Source organism: Polaromonas sp. (genome assembly GCF_036676035.1).
Classification (GTDB): Bacteria; Pseudomonadota; Gammaproteobacteria; order Burkholderiales; family Burkholderiaceae_C; genus Polaromonas.
On sequence record NZ_JAKFDR010000011.1, the window covers coordinates 38533 to 63356 of the forward strand.

The 24824-nt window shown below is 62.7% G+C and carries 27 protein-coding genes; all 27 read left to right on the forward strand.

The features are described from left to right. Positions 1-156: 156 nt before the first annotated feature. The 27 genes from V6M61_RS02740 (at position 157) to tatB (ending at position 24750) form a co-directional block, all read left to right on the forward strand. Complete coding sequence (locus tag V6M61_RS02740; protein WP_332775026.1) at positions 157-4953, forward strand: glutamate synthase-related protein; 4797 nt, start codon at positions 157-159, stop codon at positions 4951-4953. Between the two features lie 24 nt (positions 4954-4977). Further along, positions 4978-6444, forward strand: a complete 1467-nt coding sequence (locus tag V6M61_RS02745) for a glutamate synthase subunit beta (RefSeq protein WP_332775027.1) — start codon at positions 4978-4980, stop codon at positions 6442-6444. Between the two features lie 688 nt (positions 6445-7132). Beyond that, positions 7133-7987 carry an ABC transporter ATP-binding protein gene (locus tag V6M61_RS02750; protein ID WP_332775028.1) on the forward strand — a complete coding sequence of 285 codons (855 nt, stop codon included), beginning with the start codon at positions 7133-7135 and terminating at the stop codon, positions 7985-7987. Further along, positions 7984-8778, forward strand: a complete 795-nt coding sequence (gene mlaE, locus V6M61_RS02755; RefSeq protein ID WP_332775029.1) for a lipid asymmetry maintenance ABC transporter permease subunit MlaE — start codon at positions 7984-7986, stop codon at positions 8776-8778. Before V6M61_RS02750 ends, mlaE begins: the two co-directional genes overlap by 4 nt. Before the next feature lie 110 nt (positions 8779-8888). Continuing rightward, a complete protein-coding gene (mlaD, locus tag V6M61_RS02760) occupies positions 8889-9398 on the forward strand; it encodes an outer membrane lipid asymmetry maintenance protein MlaD (protein WP_332775030.1) in 510 nt (169 codons plus the stop codon). Further along, entirely contained in the window at positions 9395-10207 is an 813-nt protein-coding gene (locus V6M61_RS02765) for an MlaA family lipoprotein (protein ID WP_332775031.1), read from the forward strand. The genes mlaD and V6M61_RS02765 overlap by 4 nt, the downstream gene beginning before the upstream one ends. A gap of 94 nt (positions 10208-10301) precedes the next feature. Continuing rightward, entirely contained in the window at positions 10302-10934 is a 633-nt protein-coding gene (locus V6M61_RS02770; protein ID WP_332775032.1) for an MlaC/ttg2D family ABC transporter substrate-binding protein, read from the forward strand. Positions 10935-10938: 4 nt separating this feature from the next. Next, the gene (locus tag V6M61_RS02775; protein WP_332775033.1) at positions 10939-11211 is read left to right on the forward strand and encodes an STAS domain-containing protein; all 273 of its coding nucleotides are present in this window, start codon (positions 10939-10941) and stop codon (positions 11209-11211) included. A gap of 124 nt (positions 11212-11335) precedes the next feature. Beyond that, positions 11336-12295 (forward strand): ABC transporter ATP-binding protein, encoded by a 960-nt coding sequence (locus V6M61_RS02780; protein WP_332775034.1) that lies wholly within the window; start codon positions 11336-11338, stop codon positions 12293-12295. Between the two features lie 115 nt (positions 12296-12410). Further along, positions 12411-13166 carry an ABC transporter permease gene (locus tag V6M61_RS02785; RefSeq protein WP_332775035.1) on the forward strand — a complete coding sequence of 252 codons (756 nt, stop codon included), beginning with the start codon at positions 12411-12413 and terminating at the stop codon, positions 13164-13166. Positions 13167-13184: 18 nt separating this feature from the next. After that, positions 13185-13430, forward strand: coding sequence for a BolA family protein (locus tag V6M61_RS02790; protein WP_332775036.1), 246 nt, complete (start codon positions 13185-13187; stop codon positions 13428-13430). A 5-nt stretch (positions 13431-13435) separates the two neighbouring features. Then, a complete protein-coding gene (gene murA, locus V6M61_RS02795) occupies positions 13436-14722 on the forward strand; it encodes a UDP-N-acetylglucosamine 1-carboxyvinyltransferase (protein ID WP_332775037.1) in 1287 nt (428 codons plus the stop codon). Between the two features lie 82 nt (positions 14723-14804). After that, complete coding sequence (hisG, locus tag V6M61_RS02800; protein ID WP_332775038.1) at positions 14805-15443, forward strand: ATP phosphoribosyltransferase; 639 nt, start codon at positions 14805-14807, stop codon at positions 15441-15443. Positions 15444-15485: 42 nt separating this feature from the next. Beyond that, positions 15486-16802: a histidinol dehydrogenase gene (hisD, locus tag V6M61_RS02805; protein WP_332775039.1), complete on the forward strand. Its 1317-nt coding sequence runs from the start codon at positions 15486-15488 to the stop codon at positions 16800-16802. 56 nt (positions 16803-16858) lie between these two features. Next, positions 16859-17092, forward strand: a complete 234-nt coding sequence (locus V6M61_RS02810) for a CopG family transcriptional regulator (protein ID WP_332775040.1) — start codon at positions 16859-16861, stop codon at positions 17090-17092. Then, positions 17089-17547, forward strand: coding sequence for a PIN domain-containing protein (locus tag V6M61_RS02815; protein WP_332775041.1), 459 nt, complete (start codon positions 17089-17091; stop codon positions 17545-17547). The genes V6M61_RS02810 and V6M61_RS02815 overlap by 4 nt, the downstream gene beginning before the upstream one ends. Beyond that, on the forward strand, positions 17544-18677 hold the full coding sequence (gene hisC, locus V6M61_RS02820; RefSeq protein ID WP_332775042.1) for a histidinol-phosphate transaminase: 1134 nt from the start codon (positions 17544-17546) through the stop codon (positions 18675-18677). Before V6M61_RS02815 ends, hisC begins: the two co-directional genes overlap by 4 nt. Next, entirely contained in the window at positions 18674-19300 is a 627-nt protein-coding gene (gene hisB / locus V6M61_RS02825) for an imidazoleglycerol-phosphate dehydratase HisB (RefSeq protein ID WP_332775043.1), read from the forward strand. Before hisC ends, hisB begins: the two co-directional genes overlap by 4 nt. Before the next feature lie 103 nt (positions 19301-19403). Next, on the forward strand, positions 19404-20084 hold the full coding sequence (gene hisH / locus V6M61_RS02830; protein WP_332775044.1) for an imidazole glycerol phosphate synthase subunit HisH: 681 nt from the start codon (positions 19404-19406) through the stop codon (positions 20082-20084). Positions 20085-20216: 132 nt separating this feature from the next. Next, positions 20217-20957: a 1-(5-phosphoribosyl)-5-[(5-phosphoribosylamino)methylideneamino]imidazole-4-carboxamide isomerase gene (gene hisA / locus V6M61_RS02835; protein ID WP_332775045.1), complete on the forward strand. Its 741-nt coding sequence runs from the start codon at positions 20217-20219 to the stop codon at positions 20955-20957. Positions 20958-21065: 108 nt separating this feature from the next. Further along, positions 21066-21866 carry an imidazole glycerol phosphate synthase subunit HisF gene (gene hisF, locus V6M61_RS02840; protein WP_332775046.1) on the forward strand — a complete coding sequence of 267 codons (801 nt, stop codon included), beginning with the start codon at positions 21066-21068 and terminating at the stop codon, positions 21864-21866. Positions 21867-22169: 303 nt separating this feature from the next. Beyond that, on the forward strand, positions 22170-22562 hold the full coding sequence (hisI, locus tag V6M61_RS02845) for a phosphoribosyl-AMP cyclohydrolase (protein WP_332775047.1): 393 nt from the start codon (positions 22170-22172) through the stop codon (positions 22560-22562). A gap of 4 nt (positions 22563-22566) precedes the next feature. Continuing rightward, positions 22567-22935, forward strand: a complete 369-nt coding sequence (locus tag V6M61_RS02850; RefSeq protein ID WP_332775048.1) for a phosphoribosyl-ATP diphosphatase — start codon at positions 22567-22569, stop codon at positions 22933-22935. Positions 22936-22985: 50 nt separating this feature from the next. Further along, complete coding sequence (locus V6M61_RS02855; RefSeq protein ID WP_332775049.1) at positions 22986-23348, forward strand: DUF4870 family protein; 363 nt, start codon at positions 22986-22988, stop codon at positions 23346-23348. Between the two features lie 31 nt (positions 23349-23379). Next, entirely contained in the window at positions 23380-23739 is a 360-nt protein-coding gene (locus V6M61_RS02860; protein ID WP_332775050.1) for a histidine triad nucleotide-binding protein, read from the forward strand. A 187-nt stretch (positions 23740-23926) separates the two neighbouring features. Next, positions 23927-24172: a Sec-independent protein translocase subunit TatA gene (gene tatA, locus V6M61_RS02865; protein WP_332775051.1), complete on the forward strand. Its 246-nt coding sequence runs from the start codon at positions 23927-23929 to the stop codon at positions 24170-24172. Between the two features lie 125 nt (positions 24173-24297). Next, positions 24298-24750 (forward strand): Sec-independent protein translocase protein TatB, encoded by a 453-nt coding sequence (gene tatB / locus V6M61_RS02870; RefSeq protein WP_332775052.1) that lies wholly within the window; start codon positions 24298-24300, stop codon positions 24748-24750. The last annotated feature ends 74 nt before the right edge of the window (positions 24751-24824 follow it).

Consider the following 24824-nt stretch of genomic DNA (forward strand, 5'->3'; position numbering starts at 1 on the left):
AGAATTAATTGGAATCTGACCCCAATTATTTTGCTTGGCATTGTTGTTGCAGTGCACTATGCTTTCAATCCCGCGACAGATTTATTGAAACCTTGCGGGACAGGCTGGTGCGCATCTGCTGCGTTGGCCCTGTCCTCAATTGACCAGGAAAACGCCATGACGACGGCAGCTGAGCTCGAGCATTTTGAACAACACGGTTTGTATTCCCCGGCCAACGAACACGACGCCTGCGGCGTGGGTTTCGTGGCGCATATCAAGGGTTACAAAAGCCATGCCATCGTCCAGCAGGGTCTGAAGATTCTGGAAAACCTGGACCACCGGGGTGCGGTCGGTGCCGACAAGCTCATGGGCGACGGCGCCGGCATTTTGATCCAGTTGCCCGATGCGCTGTACCGTGAAGAAATGGCCAGGCAGGGCGTGACGCTGCCGCCGCCCGGCGAATACGGCGTGGGCATGGTGTTTTTGCCCAAGGAGCATGCCTCGCGGCTGGCCTGCGAACAGGCGCTGGAGCGTGCCGTGCGCGTGGAAGGCCAGGTGCTGCTGGGTTGGCGCGATGTGCCGGTCAACAAGGACATGCCGATGTCGCCCACCGTGCGCGCCAAAGAGCCCATCCTGCGCCAGATTTTCATCGGCCGCGGCAACGACGTGATCGTGCAGGACGCGCTGGAGCGCAAGCTGTACGTCATCCGCAAAACCGCCAGCGCGGCCATCCAGAACCTGAAGCTGACGCACAGCAAAGAGTATTACGTGCCCAGCATGTCCAGCCGCACCGTGGTCTACAAAGGCCTGCTGCTGGCCGACCAGGTGGGCACTTACTTCCGTGACCTGACCGACCCCCGCTGCGTCTCGGCATTGGGCCTGGTGCACCAGCGGTTTTCGACCAACACCTTCCCCGAGTGGCCGCTGGCGCACCCTTACCGCTATGTGGCGCACAACGGCGAGATCAACACCGTCAAGGGCAACTACAACTGGATGAAGGCGCGCGAAGGCGTGATGAGCTCGCCTGTGCTCGGCGCTGACCTGCAAAAACTCTACCCCATCAGCTTTGCCGACCAGTCGGACACCGCCACGTTTGACAACTGCCTGGAGCTGCTGACCATGGCCGGCTACCCGATCAGCCAGGCGGTGATGATGATGATTCCCGAGCCTTGGGAGCAGCACACCACGATGGACGAGCGCCGCAAGGCCTTTTATGAATACCACGCAGCCATGCTGGAGCCGTGGGACGGCCCGGCTTCTATCGTGTTCACCGATGGCCGCCAGATCGGCGCCACGCTGGACCGTAACGGCCTGCGCCCCTCGCGCTACTGCGTGACGGATGATGACCTGGTCATCATGGCGTCCGAGTCCGGCGTGCTGCCCGTGCCCGAGAACAAAATCGTGCGCAAGTGGCGGCTGCAGCCCGGCAAGATGTTCCTGATCGATCTGGAGCAGGGCCGCATGATTGACGACGAGGAAATCAAGGCCACGCTGGCCCACAGCAAGCCCTACAAGCAGTGGATTGAAAACCTGCGCATCCGCCTGGATGACGTGCAAGCCACTCCCTCCATCCTGACCGAGCCGACCGACGGCATGCGCATGGGCTCCGACGAAGCCAGCGCCACCTCGGCCAGCAGTTCGGGCCTGGGCGAATCCCAGAGCCTGCTGGATCGCCAGCAGGCCTTTGGCTACACCCAGGAAGACATCAAGTTCCTGATGTCGCCCATGGCTGTCAATGGCGAGGAAGGCACCGGCTCCATGGGCAACGACAGCCCGCTGGCCGTGCTGTCCAACAAGAACAAGCCGCTGTACAACTACTTCAAGCAGCTGTTCGCGCAGGTGACCAACCCGCCGATCGATCCGATCCGCGAAGCCATCGTGATGTCGCTCAACAGCTTCATCGGCCCCAAGCCCAACCTGCTGGACATCAACCAGGTCAACCCGCCGATGCGGCTGGAAGTCAGCCAGCCGGTGCTCAACAACGCCGACATGCAAAAGCTGCGCGACATCGAAGCGCACACGCAGGGCAAGTTCAAGAGCTACACGCTGGACATCACCTACCCGCTGGCCTGGGGCCATGAAGGGGTGGAAGCCAAGCTGGCGTCGCTGTGCGCTGAAAGCGTGGATGCGATCAAGGTTGGCAAAAACATCCTGATCATCAGCGACCGCGCCATCAGCGCGACGCAGGTGGCCATCCCTGCGCTGCTGGCCCTGTCGGCCATTCACCAGCATCTGGTGAGGGTTGGCCTGCGCACGATGGCGGGCCTGGTGGTGGAAACCGGCTCGGCCAGAGAGGTGCATCACTTCGCCGTGCTGGCCGGTTATGGCGCCGAAGCCGTCCATCCCTACCTCGCGATTGAAACGCTGGCCGAGCTGTCCAAGGGCCTGCCCGGCGATCTGAGCGCCGACAAGGCGGTCTACAACTACACCAAGGCGGTTGGCAAGGGCCTGTCCAAGATCATGTCCAAGATGGGCGTGTCGACCTACATGAGCTACTGCGGTGCGCAGTTGTTCGAGGCGATTGGCCTGAACCGCGACACCGTCGCCAAGTTCTTCACCGGCACCGCCAGCCAGGTCGAAGGCATGGGCGTGTTTGAAATCGCCGAAGAAGCCCTGCGCATGCACAGGGCCGCGTTCAGCGACGACCCGGTGCTGGCCCACATGCTGGACGCCGGTGGCGAATACGCCTGGCGCGTGCGCGGCGAAGACCACATGTGGACGCCCGACGCGATTGCCAAGCTGCAGCACAGCACGCGCGCCAACAACTGGAATACCTACAAGGAATACGCCCAGCTCATCAACGACCAGAACCGCCGCCACATGACGCTGCGCGGGCTGTTCGAGTTCAAGATAGACCCGGCCAGGGCCATTCCGATCGAAGAGGTCGAGCCGGCCAAGGAAATCGTCAAGCGTTTTGCCACCGGCGCGATGTCGCTGGGCTCCATCAGCACCGAAGCCCACGCCACGCTGGCGCTGGCCATGAACCGCATGGGCGGCAAGAGCAACACGGGCGAGGGCGGTGAAGATCCGGCCCGCTACCGCCAGGAGCTCAAGGGCATTCCGATCAAGCAGGGCGAGACGCTCAAGAGTGTGATTGGCGAGGGCGTGGTTGAAGTCGACCTGCCGCTGCAAGACGGCGACTCGCTGCGCTCGCGCATCAAGCAGGTGGCGTCGGGCCGTTTTGGCGTGACCGCCGAATACCTGGTGTCGGCCGACCAGATCCAGATCAAGATGGCCCAGGGTGCCAAGCCCGGCGAGGGCGGCCAGCTGCCGGGCGGCAAGGTCAGCGACTACATCGGCCAACTGCGTTACTCGGTGCCCGGCGTCGGCCTGATTTCGCCGCCGCCGCACCATGACATTTACTCGATCGAAGATCTGGCACAGCTGATCCACGACCTGAAAAACGTCAACCCGCGCGCCAGCATCAGCGTCAAGCTGGTCAGCGAAGTCGGTGTGGGCACCATTGCGGCCGGCGTGGCCAAGGCCAAGTCCGACCATGTGGTGATTGCAGGGCATGACGGCGGCACCGGCGCTTCGCCCTGGTCATCCATCAAGCATGCCGGCTCGCCCTGGGAAATCGGCCTGGCCGAAACCCAGCAGACGCTGGTGCTCAACCGCCTGCGCGGCCGCATTCGCGTGCAGGCCGACGGCCAGATGAAGACGGGGCGCGACGTGGTGATCGGCGCGCTGCTGGGCGCCGACGAATTCGGCTTTGCCACCGCACCGCTGGTGGTCGAGGGTTGCATCATGATGCGCAAGTGCCACCTCAACACCTGCCCGGTGGGCGTGGCCACGCAAGACCCGGTCTTGCGCCAGAAGTTCTCGGGCAAACCCGAGCATGTGGTCAACTACTTCTTCTTCGTCGCCGAAGAGGCGCGCCAACTGATGGCGCAGCTGGGCGTGCGCAAGTTCGACGACCTGATTGGCCGCGCCGACCTGCTCGATACCCAGAAGGGCATTGAGCACTGGAAGGCCCGCGGGCTTGATTTCTCGCGCCTGTTCTACCAGCCCAACGTGCCCGCCGATGTGCCGCGTCTGCATGTGATGGAGCAGGACCACGCGCTGGACAAGGCGCTGGACATCCGCCTGATTGAAAAATCAAAAGCGGCGCTTGAAAAAGGCGAAAAAGTCCAGTTCATCGAGGTGGCCCGCAACGTCAACCGCACGGTGGGCGCCATGCTGTCGGGCGAGTTGACACGCCGCCATCCGCAAGGCCTGCCCGATGACACGCTGCGCATCCAGCTCGAAGGCACGGGCGGCCAGTCGTTTGGCGCTTTCCTGGCCAAGGGCATCACCCTGTACCTGATTGGCGACGCCAACGACTACACCGGCAAGGGCCTGTCGGGGGGCCGCGTGGTGGTGCGCCCCAGCATCGATTTCCGCGGCGAGGCGGTCAAAAACACCATCGTCGGCAACACCGTGCTGTACGGCGCGACCACCGGCGAGGCCTTCTTCAGCGGCGTGGCCGGCGAACGTTTTGCCGTGCGCCTGTCAGGTGCGACCGCTGTGGTGGAAGGCACGGGCGACCATGGATGCGAGTACATGACCGGCGGCACCGTGGCCGTGCTGGGCAAAACCGGGCGCAACTTTGCGGCCGGCATGAGCGGCGGCGTGGCCTATGTGTACGACGAAGACGGCCACTTTGCCAAGCGCTGCAACACCGCCATGGTGTCGCTGGAAAAAGTCATGCCATCGGCCGAGCAGGAGGCCAGCACCGACAAGGCCATGTGGCACGGCGGCAAGACCGACGAAGCCCAGCTCAAGAGGCTGCTGGAAGACCACAACCGCTGGACCGGCAGCAAGCGCGCCCGCGAGCTGCTGGACAACTGGTCCGAGGCGCGCGGCAAGTTCGTCAAGGTGTTCCCGCTGGAATACAAGCGCGCGCTGGGCGAGATGGCTGCCAAGAAGGCCGCTGCCGGCGCCCCCGCCAAAGCCGCCGGCAAGGTGGCATCGGCTGCCAAAGTCGCAGCGTAAACAAGAAGTATCTGGAGTAGCCACATGGGAAAAGTGACCGGTTTCATGGAATACGAGCGCGTCGAGGAGGGCTACAAGCCCGTGCCCGAGCGCCTGAAGAATTACAAGGAGTTTGTGATCGGCCTGGACGATGCGCAGGCCAACAAGCAGGCGGCGCGCTGCATGGACTGCGGCACGCCGTTTTGCAACAGCGGCTGCCCGGTCAACAACATCATTCCGGACTTCAACGACATGGTGTTTCGCGCCGACTGGAAAAGCGCGATCGACACGCTGCACAGCACCAACAATTTTCCGGAGTTCACCGGCCGCATCTGCCCCGCGCCATGCGAGGCCGCCTGTGTGCTGAACGTCAACAACAATCCGGTGGGCATCAAGTCCATCGAGCACGCCATCATCGACCGCGCCTGGGCCGAAGGCTGGGTCAAGCCGCAACTGCCCAAGCACAAAACCGGCAAAAAAGTGGCAGTGATCGGCTCCGGTCCGGCCGGCATGGCGGCGGCCCAGCAACTGGCGCGCGCCGGTCATGACGTGACCCTGTTTGAGAAAAACGACCGCATCGGCGGCCTGCTGCGTTACGGCATTCCCGACTTCAAGATGGAAAAGAGCCACATCGACCTGCGTGTCGGGCAGATGCAGGCCGAAGGCGTGACTTTCCGCACCGGCGTGATGGTGGGCGCTCTGCCCAAAGACTCCAAAGTCACCAACTGGGCCAAGGAAACCATTGCGCCTGAGCAATTGCAAAAAGACTTCGATGCGGTGGTCTTGACCGGCGGCGCCGAGCAGTCGCGTGATTTGCCGGTGCCGGGCCGTGACCTGGACGGCATTCATTTCGCGATGGAGTTCCTGCCGCAGCAGAACAAGGTCAACGCCGGTGACAAGGTCAAAGGCCAGATCCGTGCCGACGGCAAGCATGTCATCGTGATTGGCGGCGGCGATACCGGCTCCGACTGTGTCGGCACCAGCAACCGCCACGGTGCGGCGAGCGTCACGCAGTTTGAGTTGATGCCCCAGCCGCCTGAAGAGGAAAACCGGCCGATGACCTGGCCTTACTGGCCGATCAAGCTGCGCACCAGCTCCAGTCACGAAGAGGGCTGCGAGCGCGAGTTCGCCATCTCGACCAAGGAGTTCCTGGGCGAAAAAGGCAAGGTGACGGGTCTGAAAACCGTTCGTGTCGAGTGGAAAGACGGCAAGATGCAGGAAGTGCCCGGCTCCGAGCAGACGCTCAAGGCCGACCTGGTGCTGCTGGCCATGGGCTTTGTCAGTCCGGTGGCCACCATCCTCGAAGGTTTCGGCGTCGAGAAAGATGCCCGCGGAAACGCCAAGGCGAGCACTGACTTCACCGGTGGCTATGCGACCAACGTGCCCAAGGTGTTTGCTGCCGGCGACATCCGGCGCGGCCAGTCTTTGGTGGTCTGGGCGATTCGCGAGGGCCGGCAGGCGGCGCGCGCTGTTGACGAATTTCTCATGGGTTACAGCGATCTGCCGCGTTGAAAGCTGCGCCTGGCCCTCACAAATCGCCCCTTGGGGCGTTTAACAAACGTGCAGGCTGCCGCCTGCACGGCGCGCGGGCCGGCAGGCGGCGCGCGCTGTTGACGAATTTCTCATGGGCTACAGCGATCTGCCGCGTTGAAAGCTGCGCCTGGCCCTCACAAATCGCCCTTTGGGGCGTTTAACAAACGTGCAGGCTGCCGCCTGCACGGCGCGAGGGCCGGCAGGCAGCGCGTGCTGTCGACGAATTCCTCATGGGTTACAGCGATTTGTCGCGTTGAGAGTTACGCCTGGCCCTCACAAATCGCCCTTTGGGGCGTTTAACAAACGTACAGGCTGCCGCCTGTACGGCGTGAGGGCCGGCAGGCGGCGCACGCTGTTGACGAATTCCTCATGGGCTACAGCGACTTGCCGCGCTGAACGCATTTTTGCTATTAAAAGAGTAGCTGCTTACGCACTATTCATAAGGGCTGGAGCCTCATTTGTCATGGATTCCCGTGGCGAATGAGGCTTTTTCGGTGCCTGCGCCCGTGATTTCGGGGATGCCGTCGCAGCGGCCCGCTTAAATGATGCTTGCACGCCACGTGAATATCCCCCAAACGGCGGATCCGGCAGCTTCGCTGGGGTAAACCCCGTATCATGGAGGCCTCGCAACCAAAGCCGGTCAGACAGTCGGCTTTTCCCATCCTTAATGGCCGATAGTTCTCCTTCATCACTGATCGAATTCAAGCAGGTGCGCTTTGCCTACCCGGGCTCTGCGGGGGAGCGCGTCATCCTCGATGACGTGACCCTGTCGGTGCCGCGCGGCAAGGTGACGGCCCTGATGGGCGCTTCGGGCGGCGGCAAAACCACGGTGCTGCGCCTGATTGGCGGCCAGCAACGCGCGGACAGTGGCGAGGTGCTGTTTGACGGCAAAGACGTCGGCAGCCTGGTTCAGGCCGAGCTGTATGCCGCCCGGCGCCGCATGGGCATGCTGTTCCAATTCGGCGCGCTGTTCACCGATTTGAGCGTGTTTGACAACGTCGCCTTTCCGCTGCGCGAGCACACCACGCTGAGCGAAGACCTGGTCCGCGACATCGTGCTGATGAAGCTCAATGCGGTCGGCCTGCGCGGGGCGCGCGACCTGATGCCCAGCGAAGTTTCAGGCGGCATGGCCCGGCGCGTGGCGCTGGCGCGCGCCATCGTGCTCGACCCTGAACTGATCATGTACGACGAGCCCTTTGCCGGGCTGGATCCGATCTCGCTGGGGACGGCCGCGCAGCTGATTCGCCAGCTCAACGACACGCTGGGCATTACCAGCATCGTGGTCTCGCACGATCTCGAAGAAACCTTTCTCATCGCCGACAAGGTCATCATTCTGGCCAATGGTGGCATTGCCGCACAGGGCACGCCCGACGAAGTGCGGCATTCCAGCGACCCGCTGGTGCACCAGTTTGTCAATGCGCTCAGCGAAGGGCCGGTCCAGTTCCATTACCCGGGCCCGGATGTGGCGGCTGATTTTGGCAAGCCGTCTGCCGCAGCGCATGACGCGGAGCTTACGCAATGAGCCGCTTTCAACCTGCCCGCTTGCTGTCGGACCTGGGCTTTGCCACCCGCAGCCAGCTCCTTGCCATGGGCTACGCGGCCCGCTTGATGTCGCGCCTGCTGGCGCTGACCGGGCCCGCGCTGGCCCGCTTTGGCCTGGTGCGCGACCAGATTTTCTTTTTGGGCAACTACTCGCTGGCCATCATCACGGTGTCGGGCCTGTTCGTCGGTTTTGTGCTCGGCCTGCAGGGCTACTACACCCTGCAGCGCTACGGCTCTTCCGAGGCCTTGGGCCTGCTGGTGGCCTTGAGCCTGGTGCGAGAGCTCGGGCCGGTGGTCACGGCGCTGCTGTTTGCCGGGCGGGCGGGCACGGCGCTGACCGCAGAAATCGGCCTGATGAAAGCCGGCGAGCAACTGTCGGCCATGGAGATGATGGCGGTGGACCCGGTGCGGCGGATTTTGGCCCCGCGCTTTTGGGGCGGCGTGATCGCCATGCCCCTGCTGGCTGCCGTGTTCAGCGCCGTGGGCATCATTGGCGGCTGGATGGTGGGCGTGCTGATGATTGGCGTCGATGCCGGCTCGTTCTGGAGCCAGATGCAGTCCGGGGTGGATGTCTGGCGCGACGTGGGCAACGGCATTGTCAAAAGTTTTGTCTTTGGCGTGGCCGTGACCTTTGTGGCGCTGCATCAGGGTTTTGAGGCGCAGCCCACGCCCGAGGGCGTGTCGCGCGCCACCACCCGCACCGTGGTCGTGGCTTCGCTGGCGGTGTTGGGGCTGGACTTTGTGCTGACTGCCTGGATGTTCAGTCTTTGAAGTGGCGTTGGCCTCCTGCCTGTTCATCAGCCCATGAGAAAATTGATGTCACACAAGTCACAAAAGGAAACCGGCCTGCCCATGGCCGGGACCGTGTAAGGAAAAAAATAATGCAACGCTCTAAAAACGACCTGTGGGTTGGCCTGTTTGTCCTGGTGGGCGCGGCCGCCATCCTGTTTCTGGCGCTCAAATCGGCCAATCTGCTCAGCATGAATTTCAACGATGCCTACCATGTCACGGCCAAATTCGACAATATTGGGGGCTTGAAACCACGCGCGGCGGTCAAAAGTGCGGGCGTCGTGGTCGGGCGGGTCGAGCGCATTACATTCGATGACAAGTCCTTCCAGGCCAGTGTTAATCTGGCGATGGACAGCCGCTATGCTTTTCCCAAAGACAGCTCCCTGAAGATTCTGACGAGCGGTTTGCTGGGCGAGCAATACATCGGCATGGAGGCCGGTGCTGACGAGAAAAACCTGGCCGCCGGGGATGTGATCAAGCAGACACAATCTGCCGTGGTGCTGGAAAACCTCATCAGCCAGTTTTTGTACAGCAAGGCGGCGGACAGCAGCAATCCCGGCTCCAACACGGCCCCGCCATCAGGAACCCCAGAAAAAAAATGACAACACGAATGACGACAATGCACCGGCCCCGTTTGTGGGGCGCCGCACTGATGCTGGTACTGCTGCAGGCCTGTGCCACGGGTCCCAATGCCAACCCTCACGACCCGCTGGAGCCGTTCAACCGGGGCATGACCCGTTTCAATGATGGCCTGGATAAGGCGGTCCTCAAGCCGGCGGCGCAGCTCTACCAGGGTGTGACGCCTGCACCGGTGCGCACCGGCGTGGGCAATTTCTTTGGCAACCTTTCCGACGTCTGGTCGATGGTGAACAACGCCCTGCAGCTCAAACCCAAGGAAACGGTGGAAACGCTCATGCGTGTGGGGGTCAATACCCTGTTTGGCTTCGGCGGCGTGCTGGATGTGGCCAGCGAAATGCGGCTTGAAAAGCACCGCGAAGATTTTGGGCTGACGCTGGGACATTGGGGAGTGGGGCCCGGCCCCTATATCGTGCTGCCGGTATTGGGCCCTTCAACATTGCGTGACTCAGTCGCGCTGGTGGCGGCCGACAGCCGCGGCGACCTGGTGCAGCGTGTTGATAATGTGCCGACGCGTAATTCCCTGATTGTCCTGCGCGCGGTGGATCTGCGCGCCAGTCTGCTGGGCGCCGGCGATGTGATCGACCAGGCCGCGCTGGACAAATACAGTTTTGTGCGTGACGCCTATCTGCAGCGCCGCCGCAACCACATTGGCGGCAAGCCCGAGCCCGAAGAGCGTTACGATTTGCCGGAAGCTGCGCCTGGCTCGACCGGTCCAGCTGGTAAAGAAAACTTACAAAACGGCAACAAAACTTCACCGAACACCCAGAACTAAGGCGGAAAACCGCCTGTCAAATCAACGGACTGGCAAGCAAGGCGGATAAGGCCCTGTCATGTCAGCCCATGTTTCCGCTGAGGAAAGGAAAACCATGAACCGTAGAGTCTTTAGTCATTTTTTTGCTGCATTCCTGAGCCTGGCCGCGTTGCTGGCCAGCCCCGCTGGCCGCGCTGCCGAAGAAGCGCCCGACGCCCTGATCAAGCGTGTCTCGACCGAGGTGCTGGACAGCATCAAGGCAGACAAGGCGATTCAGGGGGGAGACGTCACGAAAATCATCTCGCTCGTGGACGGCAAGATCATGCCCAATGTGAACTTCACGCGCATGACGGCATCGGCGGTGGGCCGCACTTGGCGGCAGGCCACGCCCGAGCAGCAAAAGCGCCTGCAGGACGAGTTCAAGACCCTGCTGGTTCGCACTTATTCGGGCGCCTTGTCCCAGGTCAAGGACCAGGGCGTGAACGTCAAACCTTTGCGTGCGGCGCCGACCGACACCGAGGTGGTCGTGCGTACCGAGGTGACGGGGCGGGGTGATCCCATCCAGCTGGACTACCGCATGGAAAAAGTCGCCACGGGCTGGAAGATTTACGACCTCAATGTGCTGGGCGTCTGGATGGTGGAAACCTACCGCACCCAGTTTGCCCAGGAAATCTCTGCCAAGGGCATTGACGGCCTGATTGCCTCGCTCGCGCAGCGCAACCAGTCCAATGCGGCCAAGAAGTCCTGAGCCTGTGTTGAAGCTGCCCGCAGTCATGACGCACGCCGTCGCCGTCGGGTGCACCCAGGACCTGAAGAAGGTGGTGCACGCCGAGGCGGGTCCCGTCGTGGTGACGGACGCCAGCGCACTGCGGGAGTTTGACTCCTCCGCGCTCGCCGTGTTGCTGGCGTGCCGGCGCGAGGCCCTGGCGCTGGGCAAAACCCTGGCCGTGCAAGGCTTGCCGGAACGCCTGCGCCAGCTCGCACAGCTGTATGGCGTGGCCGAACTGATGCCCGCCCCTGCCTAAGAGCCTGTTCACGCTTTATTTGGCGACCCCAAATAAAGCGTGAACAGGCTCTAACAAGCCCGCGCTTTCGCCGAATGGCCCGGCGGCAGATAAAAAAAGCGCCAGCCCTTAAAATGGCCGGCTCATGCCCGCTATTTCATTCCAATCCGTCTCCAAGATCTACCCCCCCACGCGAAGCCAGTCCGGCCCGGCCGTCCGGGCGCTCGATGATGTGAGTTTTGACATCCGGCAAGGCGAGTTTTTCGGCTTGCTGGGCCCCAATGGAGCGGGTAAAACCACCTTGATCAGCATTCTGGCGGGCCTGTCACGGGCGACCCACGGCAGCGTGTTGGTCCATGGCAGCGATGTCCTGGCGGACTACGCCGATGCCCGCCGAAAGCTCGGCATCGTGCCGCAGGAGTTGGTGTTCGATCCGTTTTTCACCGTGCGCGAGGCGCTTCGCATCCAGTCCGGCTACTTCGGCGTGAAAAACAACGACGCCTGGATTGACGAGCTGCTGGACAGCCTGGGCTTGGCCGACAAGGCCCATGCCAACATGCGTCAGCTCTCGGGCGGCATGAAACGCCGCGTGCTGGTGGCGCAGGCGCTGGTCCACAAGCCGCCGGTGATTGTGCTGGACGAGCCCACGGCCGGCGTCGATGTGGAGCTGCGCCAGACCCTGTGGCAGTTTGTCGCCCGGCTCAACAAGCAGGGCAGCACGGTGCTGCTGACCACCCATTACCTGGAAGAGGCCGAAGCGCTGTGCAGCCGCATCGCCATGCTCAAGCAGGGCAAGGTCGTGGCGCTGGCGACGACCTCGGACCTGCTCAAGAACGCGTCGTCCAATGTGCTTCGCTTCAAAATTGACAGTGAACTGCCCAAGGCACTGGCCGACAAGGCCAGGATTACCGGCCGGATTGTGCAGTTTCCGGCGAACAGCGCCTATGAAATCGAGCAGTACCTGGCCGCCATCCGTGAGGCCGGGCTGATCGCCGAAGATGTGGAAATCCGCAAGGCGGATCTCGAAGACGTGTTCCTCGATGTGATGACCGAAAAAGTCGTGGAAGAACCCGTGGAAATCAACCTGGCAGGAGTCACGGTATGAACACCGGCGCAGTAACAGCAAACGCAGGGGTCCATTTCACCGCCGGGCCGCCCCAAGGTGAAATAGCCCCCCCGGGGGGCAGCGCAGTACGCGAAGCGACAAGCGTGGGGGCCCTATGAACGGCTGGCAAACCCTGTTGTACAAAGAGGTGCTGCGGTTCTGGAAGGTGAGCTTCCAGACGGTGGGGGCGCCGGTGCTGACGGCTGTCTTGTACATGCTGATTTTCGGCCATGTGCTGCAGGACCAGGTCAAGGTTTACGACCAGATCAGCTACACCGCCTTCCTGGTGCCCGGCCTCGTGATGATGAGCGTGCTGCAAAACGCCTTTGCCAACAGCTCCTCTTCTCTGATCCAGAGCAAGATCATGGGCAGCCTGGTGTTTGTGCTGCTCACGCCGCTGTCGCACTGGCACTGGTTTGTTGCCTATGTGGGCTCGTCGATTGCACGCGGCCTGCTGGTCGGCGCGGGCGTGTTTGCGGTCACCGTGTTTTTTGGCCAACCGGGTTTTGTGGCGCCGCTGTGGATTGCGGTGTTTGCGCTTCTGGGTGCCGCCATGCTGGGGGCCCTGGGTGTGATCGCCGGCCTGTGGTCTGAAAAATTCGACCAGATGGCCGCTTTCCAGAACTTCGTCATCATGCCCATGACTTTTCTGAGCGGCGTGTTTTACTCGATTCATTCGCTGCCGCCCTTCTGGCAAAAGGTCAGCCACCTGAATCCGTTCTTCTACATGATTGACGGCTTTCGCTACGGATTTTTCGGCGTCAGCGATGTGTCGCCCTGGCTGAGCCTGGGCATTGTGCTGGCCGCCCTGGCGGTGGTTAGCGCGGTGGCCATCAACATGCTGCGCACCGGCTACAAAATCAGACACTGAACAGAATTAAACAGCACCATGACCAGCGAAGAACTCCAAGCCATCATTGCCGCCGGCCTGGCCTGCGAGCATATTGAGCTGTCCGGCGACGGCCGGCACTGGTATGCCACCATCGTTTCCAGCGCCTTCGAAGGCCAGCGCCTGATCCAGCGCCACCAGCGTGTTTACGCCACGCTGGGCGGGCGCCTGCAGACCGACGAGGTGCACGCCCTGTCAATGAAAACCTACACGCCCGCCGAGTGGGCAGCCAACAACCAATCCTGAACAACATGGACAAACTACTGATCAAGGGCGGCAAATCGCTGGCCGGCACCGTGGAGATTTCCGGCGCCAAGAACGCGGCCCTGCCCGAGCTGTGTGCCGCCTTGCTGACGGCCGACACGGTGACGCTCGAGAATGTTCCGCACCTGCAGGACGTGGCCACCATGCTCAAGCTGATCCGCAACATGGGGGTTCAGGCCGAGCGCGGTCCGCAGGCCGCTAGCACGGTCACCATCAATGCGGGCGCTTTGAGCTCGCCCGAGGCCCCTTATGAACTGGTCAAGACCATGCGGGCTTCGGTGTTGGCGCTCGGGCCGCTGCTCGCCCGCTTCGGCGAAGCCACGGTCTCGCTGCCCGGCGGTTGCGCCATCGGCTCGCGGCCGGTGGACCAGCACATCAAGGGCCTGCAGGCCATGGGGGCCGAGATCCTGGTGGAGCACGGCTACATGATCGCCAAGCTGCCTGCCGGGCCCAATGGAGTGCGCGGGCGCCTGAAGGGCTGCCACATCACGACCGACATGGTGACGGTGACCGGCACTGAAAACTTCCTGATGGCGGCCAGCCTGGCCGAAGGCGAAACCATCCTGGAAAACGCCGCGCAGGAGCCCGAGATTGGCGACTTGGCGGAAATGCTGATCAAGATGGGCGCGAAGATTGAAGGCCACGGCAGCCGCCGTATCCGCATCCAGGGCGTGGAGCGCCTGCATGGCTGCACCCACCAGGTGGTGGCCGACCGCATCGAAACCGGCACCTTTCTGTGCGCGGTGGCCGCCGCGGGCGGTGACGTGGTGCTCAAGCACGGCCGGGCGGACCACCTGGACGCCGTGATCGACAAACTGCGTGAGGCCGGCGCGGCCGTGACGGCCGGCGACGGCTTCATCCGCATCCAGTCGCAGGGCCGCATGAAAGCCCAGTCTTTCCGCACCACCGAGTACCCGGGCTTTCCGACCGACATGCAGGCGCAGTTCATGGCGCTCAACGCCATTGCGCAGGGCGCCAGCACGGTGACCGAAACGATTTTTGAAAACCGCTTCATGCATGTCAACGAGATGGTGCGCCTGGGCGCAAAAATCCAGACCGATGGCAAGGTCGCCGTGATCGAGGGCGTGGAAAAGCTCTCCGGGGCCACGGTGATGGCCACGGACCTGCGCGCTTCGGCCAGCCTGGTGATCGCAGGCCTGGTGGCCGACGGCGAGACCCTGGTGGATCGCATCTACCACCTGGACCGCGGCTACGACCAGATGGAAGCCAAGCTGCGCGGCATTGGTGCCGATATCGAAAGAGTGAAATCATGACCCCCACGCTTGTCGCTTCGCGTACTTCGCTGCCCCCCGAGGGGGCGCGTGCCTCCTTTGAGGCGGCTCGGCAGGAGGCACGATGATTACCCTCGCCCTCTCCAAAGGCCGCATCTTCGACGAAACCCTGCCGCTGCTCAAGGCCGCCGGCATCGAGGTGCTGGAAGACCCGGAAAAATCGCGCAAGCTCATTTTGGCCACCAACCGGCCTGATGTGCGTGTGGTGCTGGTGCGGGCGACGGACGTGCCCACCTATGTTCAGCACGGTGGCGCCGACCTCGGCGTGGTCGGCAAGGACACCCTGCTTGAATCTGGCAGCGAGGGGCTGTACCAGCCGCTGGACCTGCAGATTGCCCAATGCCGCATCAGTGTGGCGGTGCGCGACGGTTTTGACTACGCGGCGGCGGTCAAGCAGGGCTCGCGCCTGAAGGTCGCCACCAAGTATGTGGCGATCGCCCGCGATTTCTTCGCCAGCAAGGGCGTGCACGTGGACCTGATCAAGCTCTACGGCAGCATGGAGCTGGCGCCGCTGACCGGCCTGGCCGACGCCATCGTCGACCTGGTCTCGACCGGCAGCACGCTCAAGGCCAACCATCTGGTCGAGGTCGAGCGCATCATGGACATCAGCTCGCGGCTGGTGGTGAACCAGGCGGCGCTCAAGCTCAAGCAGGCGCCGATCCGCAGCATCATTGATGCCTTTGCTTCCGCCATTGCCAAGTAAGCGACATCAATCACTGATCACTGATCACACACTGAATTTGCTATGAATTTGATAGCTTCTCCCGCCCGTCTTTCAACGACTACAGCCACATTTGAGGCTGAGTTCAAGGCGCGCCTGCACTGGTCGGCCGATACCGATGCCGCCATTGAGCAGCGCGTGGCGGAGATTCTGGCCGACGTGCAGCAGCGTGGCGACGCCGCCGTGCTGGCGTACACGCAACGCTTTGACGGCCTGGCGGCCGGCGCGATGCGTGAGCTTGAACTCACGCAGGCAGAGCTCAAAGCCGCTTTTGATGCGATCCCGTCGGCCCAGCGCGATGCCTTGCAAGCCGCCGCCAGCCGCGTGCGCAGCTACCACGAGGCCCAGAAAAAAGCCAATGGCGAGAGCTGGAGCTACCGCGATGCCGATGGCACGCTGCTGGGTCAGAAGGTCACGCCGCTGGACCGCGTCGGCATCTATGTACCCGGTGGCAAGGCAGCTTATCCTTCGTCGGTGCTGATGAACGCCATTCCGGCGCATGTGGCCGGTGTCGGTGAAATCATCATGGTCGTGCCTACACCGAAAGGGGAGAAGAACGCCCTGGTACTGGCCGCCGCCTATGTGGCTGGCGTCAGCCGCGCTTTCACCATTGGCGGCGCGCAGGCCGTGGCCGCACTGGCCTACGGCACACAGACCGTGCCCAAGGTCGACAAGATCACCGGCCCCGGCAACGCCTATGTGGCCAGCGCCAAGAAGCGTGTTTTTGGCGCCGTGGGCATCGACATGATCGCCGGCCCCTCCGAGATTCTGGTGCTGGCCGATGGCAGCACGCCGGCCGACTGGGTGGCCATGGACTTGTTCAGCCAGGCCGAGCACGACGAGCTGGCGCAAAGCATTTTGCTATGCCCTGATGCGGCCTACATCGACGCCGTGCTGGAAGCCATCAACCGCCTGCTGCCCACCATGCCGCGCGCCGAGATCATCGCCAAGTCACTCAATGGCCGGGGGGCGCTGATCCACACGCGCAGCATGGAAGAAGCCTGCGCCATCAGCAACCGCATTGCGCCCGAGCATCTGGAGGTCTCCAGCGCTGAGCCGCACCGCTGGGAGCCCTTGCTCAGGCACGCTGGTGCGATCTTCCTGGGCGCCTATACCAGCGAATCGCTGGGCGACTACTGCGCCGGCCCCAACCATGTGTTGCCCACCAGCGGTACGGCGCGCTTTTCCAGTCCGCTGGGCGTCTACGACTTTCAAAAGCGCTCCAGCCTGATCGAGGTCAGTGAAGCTGGTGCGCAGACGCTCGGCAAGATTGCCGCCGAACTGGCCTACGGCGAAGGCCTGCAGGCGCATGCGCGGGCGGCAGAGATGCGGCTGAAGTAGCGGCTAAAAATTAACACGAATTTCGTGTTGCACGATTTTCGTGTAATATTCAGTCTATGAAAAACGTCACCATCACCGTGGATGATGCCGCCCTGGAATGGACGCGCATTGAAGCGGCCAGGCGCAACACCAGCGTGTCGCGGCTGGTGGGGGAGATGCTGGCCGAGAAGATGCAGCGAACGGACGCCTACCAGCGCGCCATGCATGACTGGCAAAACAAGGAACGGCTTTGGGTGTCCGACGGGCAGCCCTATCCGAAGCGCGTCGATCTTGATGAGCGCGGCGCATGAGCGATGCTGCTACGGGCGTTTTTGTGGACGCCAACATTCTGATCCACAGCGAAGACGGCGCTGACCCGGCCAAGCAAAAGGCCGCTTTGGCCTGGCTGACCTTGCTGTGGCAGCGCGGGATTGGCCGCATCAGCAGGCAGGTGCTCAATGAGTTTTACCTGCTGGCCACCCGCAAGATCAAGCCGCCCATGCCCCCGGGCGATGCCCGTGCCGAAGTGCGCCGCTACGAACTCTGGCAGCCCTGGCAAACCGACCACGCCACCGTCGAATCCGCCTGGGCGGTGGAAAGCCGCTATGGCCTGCACTACCGGGACAGCCTTGTCGTCGCGGCGGCCCAGCACCTGGGCTGCCGCTACCTGCTGAGCGAAGACCTGAAGCATGAGCAGCACTATGGCGGCGTTCAGGTGATCAATCCTTTCAAGGCCAGCATCGAGCTGCTGGAGCAATTCAAATGACCCTGCCTGAATCAACATTGGCCCCGAACCTCAAACAACGGATCCGCCAGGACATCCAGTCCATGCATGCCTACGCCATCCAGGACTCCGCCGGCATGCTCAAGCTCGACGCCATGGAGAACCCGCACCGCCTGCCGGCCGAGCTGCAGGCCCAGCTGGGTGAACGGCTGGGCGCGCTGGCGCTGAACCGCTACCCCGATGGCCGTGTCAACGACCTGCGCCGCGCGCTGGCGGCCCATGCGGGCATGCCCGAGGGCTTTGACATCATGCTGGGCAATGGCTCGGACGAGCTGATCTCGCTGCTGGCCATGGCCTGCGACGTGCCACCGAGCGCAGCAAGTCATGACAAACCGGCCGCCATCCTCGCGCCCCTGCCGGGTTTTGTGATGTACGGCATCAGCGCGCAGTTGCAGGGCCTGAAATTCATCGGCGTGCCTCTGACGCCAGATTTTGAGCTTGACGAGGCCGCCATGCTGGCCGCCATTGCTGAACACCGGCCGTCCATCACCTACCTGGCCTACCCCAACAACCCCACCGCCAACCTGTGGGACGACGCGGTGATCGAGAAAATCATCGAAGCCGTGGGCGCGCAGGGCGGCCTAGTGGTCATGGACGAGGCCTACCAGCCGTTTTCCAGCAAAAGCTACATCGACCGCATCACCCGGCACGAGCATGTGCTTTTGATGCGCACCATGAGCAAATTCGGCCTGGCCGGCGTGCGCATCGGCTACATGATGGGCCCCAAGGCCCTGATTGCCGAGATCGACAAGGTGCGCCCGCCCTACAACATCAGCGTGCTCAACTACGAGTGCGCCCTGTTTGCGCTCGCCCACCAGGAGGTGTTTGCGGCTCAGGCCCAGGATTTGCGGGCGCAGCGTGCTATTGTTTTTGAAGCGCTGAAGGCGCTACCCGGCGTCAAGGCCTGGAAAAGCGACGCCAACATGATCCTGGTGCGCGTGCTGGGCGAGGGTGACAGAGCCACCAAAACCTTTGAGGGCATGAAATCGCGCAAGGTGCTGGTCAAAAACGTTTCTAAAATGTATCCATTGCTCGCCAATTGTTTGCGCGTGACCATAGGCACGGCAAGCGAGAACGTGCAAATGCTGGCTGCCCTTAAAGAATCACTATGACGACCCCCACCCCGGCCGCTTCGGCCTTTCCGGCCCCCCGCACCGCCCAGGTCTCGCGCAACACCGCCGAGACCAGGATCACCGTCAAGGTCAACCTCGACGGCACGGGCCAGGCCAAGCTGGCCACGGGCATCGGTTTTTTTGACCACATGCTGGACCAGATTGCGCGCCACGGCCTGATTGACCTGGAGATCGACTGCCAGGGCGACCTGCACATCGACGGCCACCACACGGTGGAAGACGTGGGTATCACGCTGGGGCAGGCGGTGGCCAAGGCCGTGGGCGACAAAAAAGGCCTGCGCCGCTACGGCCATGCCTATGTGCCGCTCGACGAAGCCCTCTCGCGCGTGGTGGTCGACTTCTCCGGCCGGCCCGGCCTGGAGATGCACGTGCCGTTTACCAGCGGCATGATAGGCACCTTTGACAGCCAGCTCACCTACGAGTTTTTCCAGGGCTTTGCCAACCATGCCTTTGTGACGCTGCACATCGACAACCTCAAGGGCGTCAATGCGCACCACCAGTGCGAGACGGTGTTCAAGGCCTTTGCCCGCGCGCTGCGCATGGCGCTGGAAATCGATCCCCGCATGGGCGGCGTGATTCCATCGACCAAGGGCTCGCTGTGAGCCGCGCCGCGGCCTCATGACCCAAGCTTGAGCATGTTTTGCCCCTTCACCCTTGTTGCATGTGCGCAAGTAGCTATTAAATTTGTAGCAAATAGTCACTCAGATGGCAATCCTTAAAAAAGTCGCGGTGGTCGATTACGGCTCGGGCAATCTGCGCTCGGTCTCGCAGGCGGTCGCGCATGTGGCGCAGGACAGCGGCTTTGAGGTGCTGGTCACCTCGCGCGCGCAGGATGTGTTCGATGCCGACCGCGTCGTGCTGCCCGGCCAGGGCGCCATGCCCGACTGCATGCGCGAGCTGGCCGCCTCGGGTCTGCAGGAGGCGGTGCTGCATGCGGCCGCCCACAAGCCCCTGTTTGGCGTGTGCGTGGGCATGCAGATGCTGCTCGACCGCAGCCACGAAGGCGTGGCGGGGGCGAGCACGCCCGGGCTGGGGCTGATTGCCGGCGAGGTCGTCAAGTTTGAGCTGGCCGGGCAACTCCAGCCGGACGGCAGCCGCTACAAGGTGCCGCAGATGGGTTGGAACCAGGTTTACCAGGCGCTGGCGGATGACTCAAAGCCGCACCCGATCTGGGCCGGCGTGCCCGATGGCGCCTACTTTTACTTCGTGCACAGCTTTTACGCCCGTCCGTCGGATGCGCGCCACACTGCGGGCTTTGCCGATTACGGCGGGCGCTTTACCGCGGCCATTGCACGCGATAATATTTTTGCAACGCAATTCCACCCCGAAAAAAGCGCCGACCATGGCCTGGCCCTGTACCGCAACTTTCTGCACTGGAACCCATGACGCCATGATGGCTGCCGCGACTGGCATGGCATGGCATGGCATGGCTTGCCTGGCCTGACAACTGCACGCTAACTGCCTTCGCCCCTTTATCCTTTCCCCTTCTTCCATCCACTGCTTTTTCCCCACTGCAACATGCTACTCATCCCTGCGATTGACTTGAAAGACGGCCATTGCGTGCGCCTCAAACAGGGCGACATGGATCAATCCACAATTTTCAGTGAAGACCCGGCAGCCATGGCGCGCAGCTGGGTGGACAAGGGCGCACGCCGCCTGCACCTGGTGGATTTGAACGGTGCGTTTGCCGGCAAGCCCAGGAACGAGGCCGCCATCAGGAAAATCCTGACCGAGGTCGGCGGCGAGATCGATGTGCAACTCGGCGGCGGCATTCGCGACCTCGACACCATAGAGCGCTACCTGGACGCCGGCCTGCGCTACGTGATCATCGGCACGGCCGCGGTCAAGAACCCCGGCTTCCTGCAGGACGCCTGCACCGCGTTTGGCGGCCACATCATCGTCGGCCTGGATGCCAAGGATGGCAAGGTCGCCACGGACGGCTGGAGCAAGCTCACCGGCCACGAAGTCATCGATCTGGGCAAGAAGTTCCAGGACTACGGCGTCGAATCCATCATCTACACCGACATCGGCCGCGACGGCATGCTCTCGGGCATCAACATCGAAGCCACCGTCAAGCTGGCGCAGGCCCTGACCATCCCCGTGATTGCCTCGGGCGGACTGTCGAACATGGCGGACATCGACGCGCTGTGCGCGGTCGAGGACGACGGCGTGGAGGGCGTGATCTGCGGCCGCTCGATTTACAGCGGCGATCTCGATTTTGCGGCAGCGCAGGCGCGCGCTGACGAATTAAATGGGTAACCCCCCGAAGCGGCCTTTGGCCGCCTCCCCCCGAGGGGGCGCCACTGGTGGCCCGGCGAAGCCGGTTCCACTGTGGCCTCGGTTTAAAACTCTTTCCACTCCTACACTTTGCTAGCTAAAAGAATCATCCCTTGCCTTGATGTGACCGGCGGCCGCGTGGTCAAAGGCGTCAACTTTACCCAACTGCGCGACGCCGGCGATCCGGTGGAGATTGCCGCGCGCTACAACGAGCAGGGCGCCGACGAGCTGACCTTTCTGGACATCACCGCGACCAGCGACGGGCGCGACCTGATTCTTCACATCATCGAAGCGGTGGCCTCGCAGGTGTTCATTCCCCTGACGGTGGGCGGCGGTGTGCGCACGGTGGAGGATGTGCGCCGCCTGCTCAACGCCGGCGCCGACAAAACCAGCTTCAACTCGGCCGCGCTGGCCAACCCGCAGGTGATTGAAGACGCCTCGGCCAAGTACGGCGCGCAGTGCATTGTGGTGGCGATTGATGCCAAATGCCGCTCCGACGACGACGCCAGGCGGCTGACGCCCGCTGGCGTGCCCGTCGGCCCGGGTTGGGATGTGTACAGCCACGGCGGGCGCAAAAACACCGGCCTGGACGCCGTGGCCTGGGCCACCGAGATGGCGCGGCGCGGCGCCGGCGAGATCTTGCTGACCAGCATGGACCGCGACGGCACCAAATCGGGTTTTGACCTGGCGCTGACCCGCGCCGTGAGCGACGCGGTCAGCGTGCCTGTGATCGCGTCGGGCGGCGTCGGCAACCTCGATCACCTGGCCGATGGCATCCAGCTGGGCGGGGCAGACGCGGTGCTGGCGGCCAGCATCTTCCACTATGGCGAGTACACAGTGCAGCAGGCCAAGCAGCACATGGCCGCGCGCGGCATTCCCGTGCGCCTCTGAGTCCCAATTTCAAGCGTTTTCGGCCTCCAGCCCTTGAATAATGGGCGCAAGCAGCTCCTGAATTGATAGTGTTTCTCCGAGGCGCCCTTCCTTCGATACCTCAGGATGACCCTTCGACAGGCTCAGGGCGAGCGGAGATATGAAAAGTGTGGAGGCCCGTGCGCAGCGCAGGGCGGCTCCGCACGCCAGCAGGGGCCGCGGAACCGGCTTAGCCGGGCCGCAGGCGCAGCGGCCCCCTCGGGGGGCAGGAAGCCACACGCAGTGGGCGACCGTGGGGGCCCATTTTCAGGGGACAATACAAGCATGAATTGGCTAGACGAGATCAGTTGGGACGACCAGGGTTTGATCCCGGTCATTGCGCAGGAGGCCTCCAGCGGGGATGTGCTCATGTTTGCCTGGATGAACCGCGAAGCGCTGCAGAAAACCGCCGAGCTGGGCCAGGCCGTCTACTACAGCCGCTCACGCGGACGCCTGTGGCACAAGGGCGAAGAGTCCGGCCACCTGCAAACCGTGCATGAAATCCGGCTCGATTGCGACAACGACGTGATTTTGCTCAAGGTCACGCAGCTCGGCCATGAGCCCGGCATCGCCTGCCACACCGGCCGCCACAGCTGTTTTTTCCACCTTTACAAAGACGGCCAGTGGATCGTGACCGAACCGGTCCTGAAAGACCCGGCCCGCATCTACAACAAATAAACCCATGTCCTCCAACGACTCCCTGCTGCGCCTGGCGCAAATCATTGAAAGCCGCAAACCGGCCAACGGCGGCGATCCGGCCAAAAGCTATGTGGCGCGCCTGCTGCACCAGGGCCCGGACGCGTTCTTGAAGAAAATTGGCGAGGAAGCCACGGAAACCGTCATGGCCGCCAAAGACGTGGACCACGGTGGTGACAAGGCCAAACTGGTCGGCGAAATCGCCGATTTATGGTTTCACAGCCTGATTGCGCTGGCGCATTACGGCCTGAGCCCGGCTGACGTGATGGCCGAGCTGGAGCGCCGCGAGGGCACCAGCGGCATCGAGGAAAAAGCGCTGCGCAAGGCCCAGACGCGCGCAGCGGCTGAAAAATAAACCCGGGCCATCGACCCGGATAACGGAGACCAAGTGGAGACCAAGCAACCATGAGTGAAACTGACCTGGCCGAATTTGACGTGAAAAACAGCAGTGACCGCACCGTGATGCACGTGCTGTATGGCCTGCACACGGTCGCCTGGATGAGCATGGGCATGCTGGCCGTGATTGCGCTCATCGTCAACTACATCAAGCGCGGCGAGGAGCACGATGCGATCTACCTGTCGCACCACAACTACATGATCCGCACCTTCTGGTGGACCATCCTGTGGCTGGCGGTCGCGTCGCCGCTGTGGCTGCTGCTGTTCCTGCCGGGCGTGCTGGCCTACACCATCATTGGCCTGTGGTACCTGTACCGCTGCCTCAGGGGCTGGCTGCGGTTTACCAACGGCGACCCGATCCTGACTGACTGACTGACCCTTTACGACCTTGACACGGACCGACATGAGCACTGATCCCGCCTGCATTTTCTGCAAGATCATCGAGGGAAAAATTCCCTCGAGCAAGGTGTATGAAGACGATGAAATTCTCGTTTTCCACGACATCCACCCCTGGGCGCCGGTGCACTTCCTGATGGTGCCCAAGCTGCACATTCCGTCGCTGGCGCAGGTCGGCCCCGAGCATGCCGCGCTGCTGGGCCGTATGATGGTGCTGGCGCCCAAGCTGGCGCTGCAGGAGGGCTGCCGGCCCTATCCCGGGGGCGGGCACCGGGTGGTGGTCAATACCGGCGCGGAAGGCGGCCAGGAAGTGCACCACCTGCACCTGCATGTGATTGGCGGCCCCCGGCCGTGGCTCAAGGGCTAAAGGCTAGTGCAGTGTTGCTGCCTGCCGGGCGGGCCAAGTCGAAAATACGCCTACATTAATGCTGTCAGGTGGCCTGTTGCAGGCTGTCGGCCGTTTGAGCGCGTGGTTTGGATCCAAGTAAGGTTTTATTGAGTCTGGTCAAATACACGGACAGACTTAAAATTGTCAGATTTCCTAGGAGTAATTTATGGGTGGACTTTCCATTTGGCACTGGCTGATTGTGTTGTTGGTCGTGGTGTTGGTGTTTGGCACCAAAAAGCTCAAAAACATCGGCAGCGACCTCGGTGGCGCCGTCAAGGGCTTCAAGGACGGCATGAAAGAAGGCGGCCAGGCCGCCGCTGACGACAAGACCACGCCTGTGGCAGGCCAGGTGACCAACGCCGCTCAGGCTGACAAAACCACGATCGACGTGGAAGCCAAGCAGAAATCCTGAATGGCCCCCACGCTTGTCGCTTTCGCGTACTGCGCTGCCCCCCGAGGGGGCCGCTGCGCTTGCGGCCCGGCAAAGCCGGTTCCGCGGCCCCTGCTGGTATAGAACAACTCCTGTCTTAATGCTTCATGATTGACCTCGGCATCTCCAAAATGGCCCTGATCGGCGCCGTGGCGCTGATCGTGATCGGCCCGGAAAAGCTGCCGCGCGTGGCGCGTACTGTCGGCACCTTGCTGGGCAAGGCGCAGCGCTATGTGGCCGACGTGAAGCAGGAAGTCAACCGCTCCATGGAGCTCGACGAGCTCAAGAAGATGAAGGACACGGTTGAAGGCGCCGCCCGCGACGTTGAAAACTCGATCCAGACCAGCGCCAGCGATTTTGAAAAATCATGGGCTGAAACCACCGGCAGCGCGGAGCTGCCCGGCATGGAGAGCTTTCCCGAGTACAAGCACCCCAAAAAGAACTGGCGGCTCAAAGCAGGCGCCACACCGCAGTGGTACAAGGTCCGTGCGGGCGTGCGCACCAAGGCGCTGTCCGGTGCGGCCCGTGTCGCCCGCTATCGTCCCGCCAAATTCAATTGACGATACCGGGGCTTCCAGTCCGTTCGGGCTGAGCTTGTCGAAGCCCCCGCATGCCATCCAGGCCCTTTGACAAG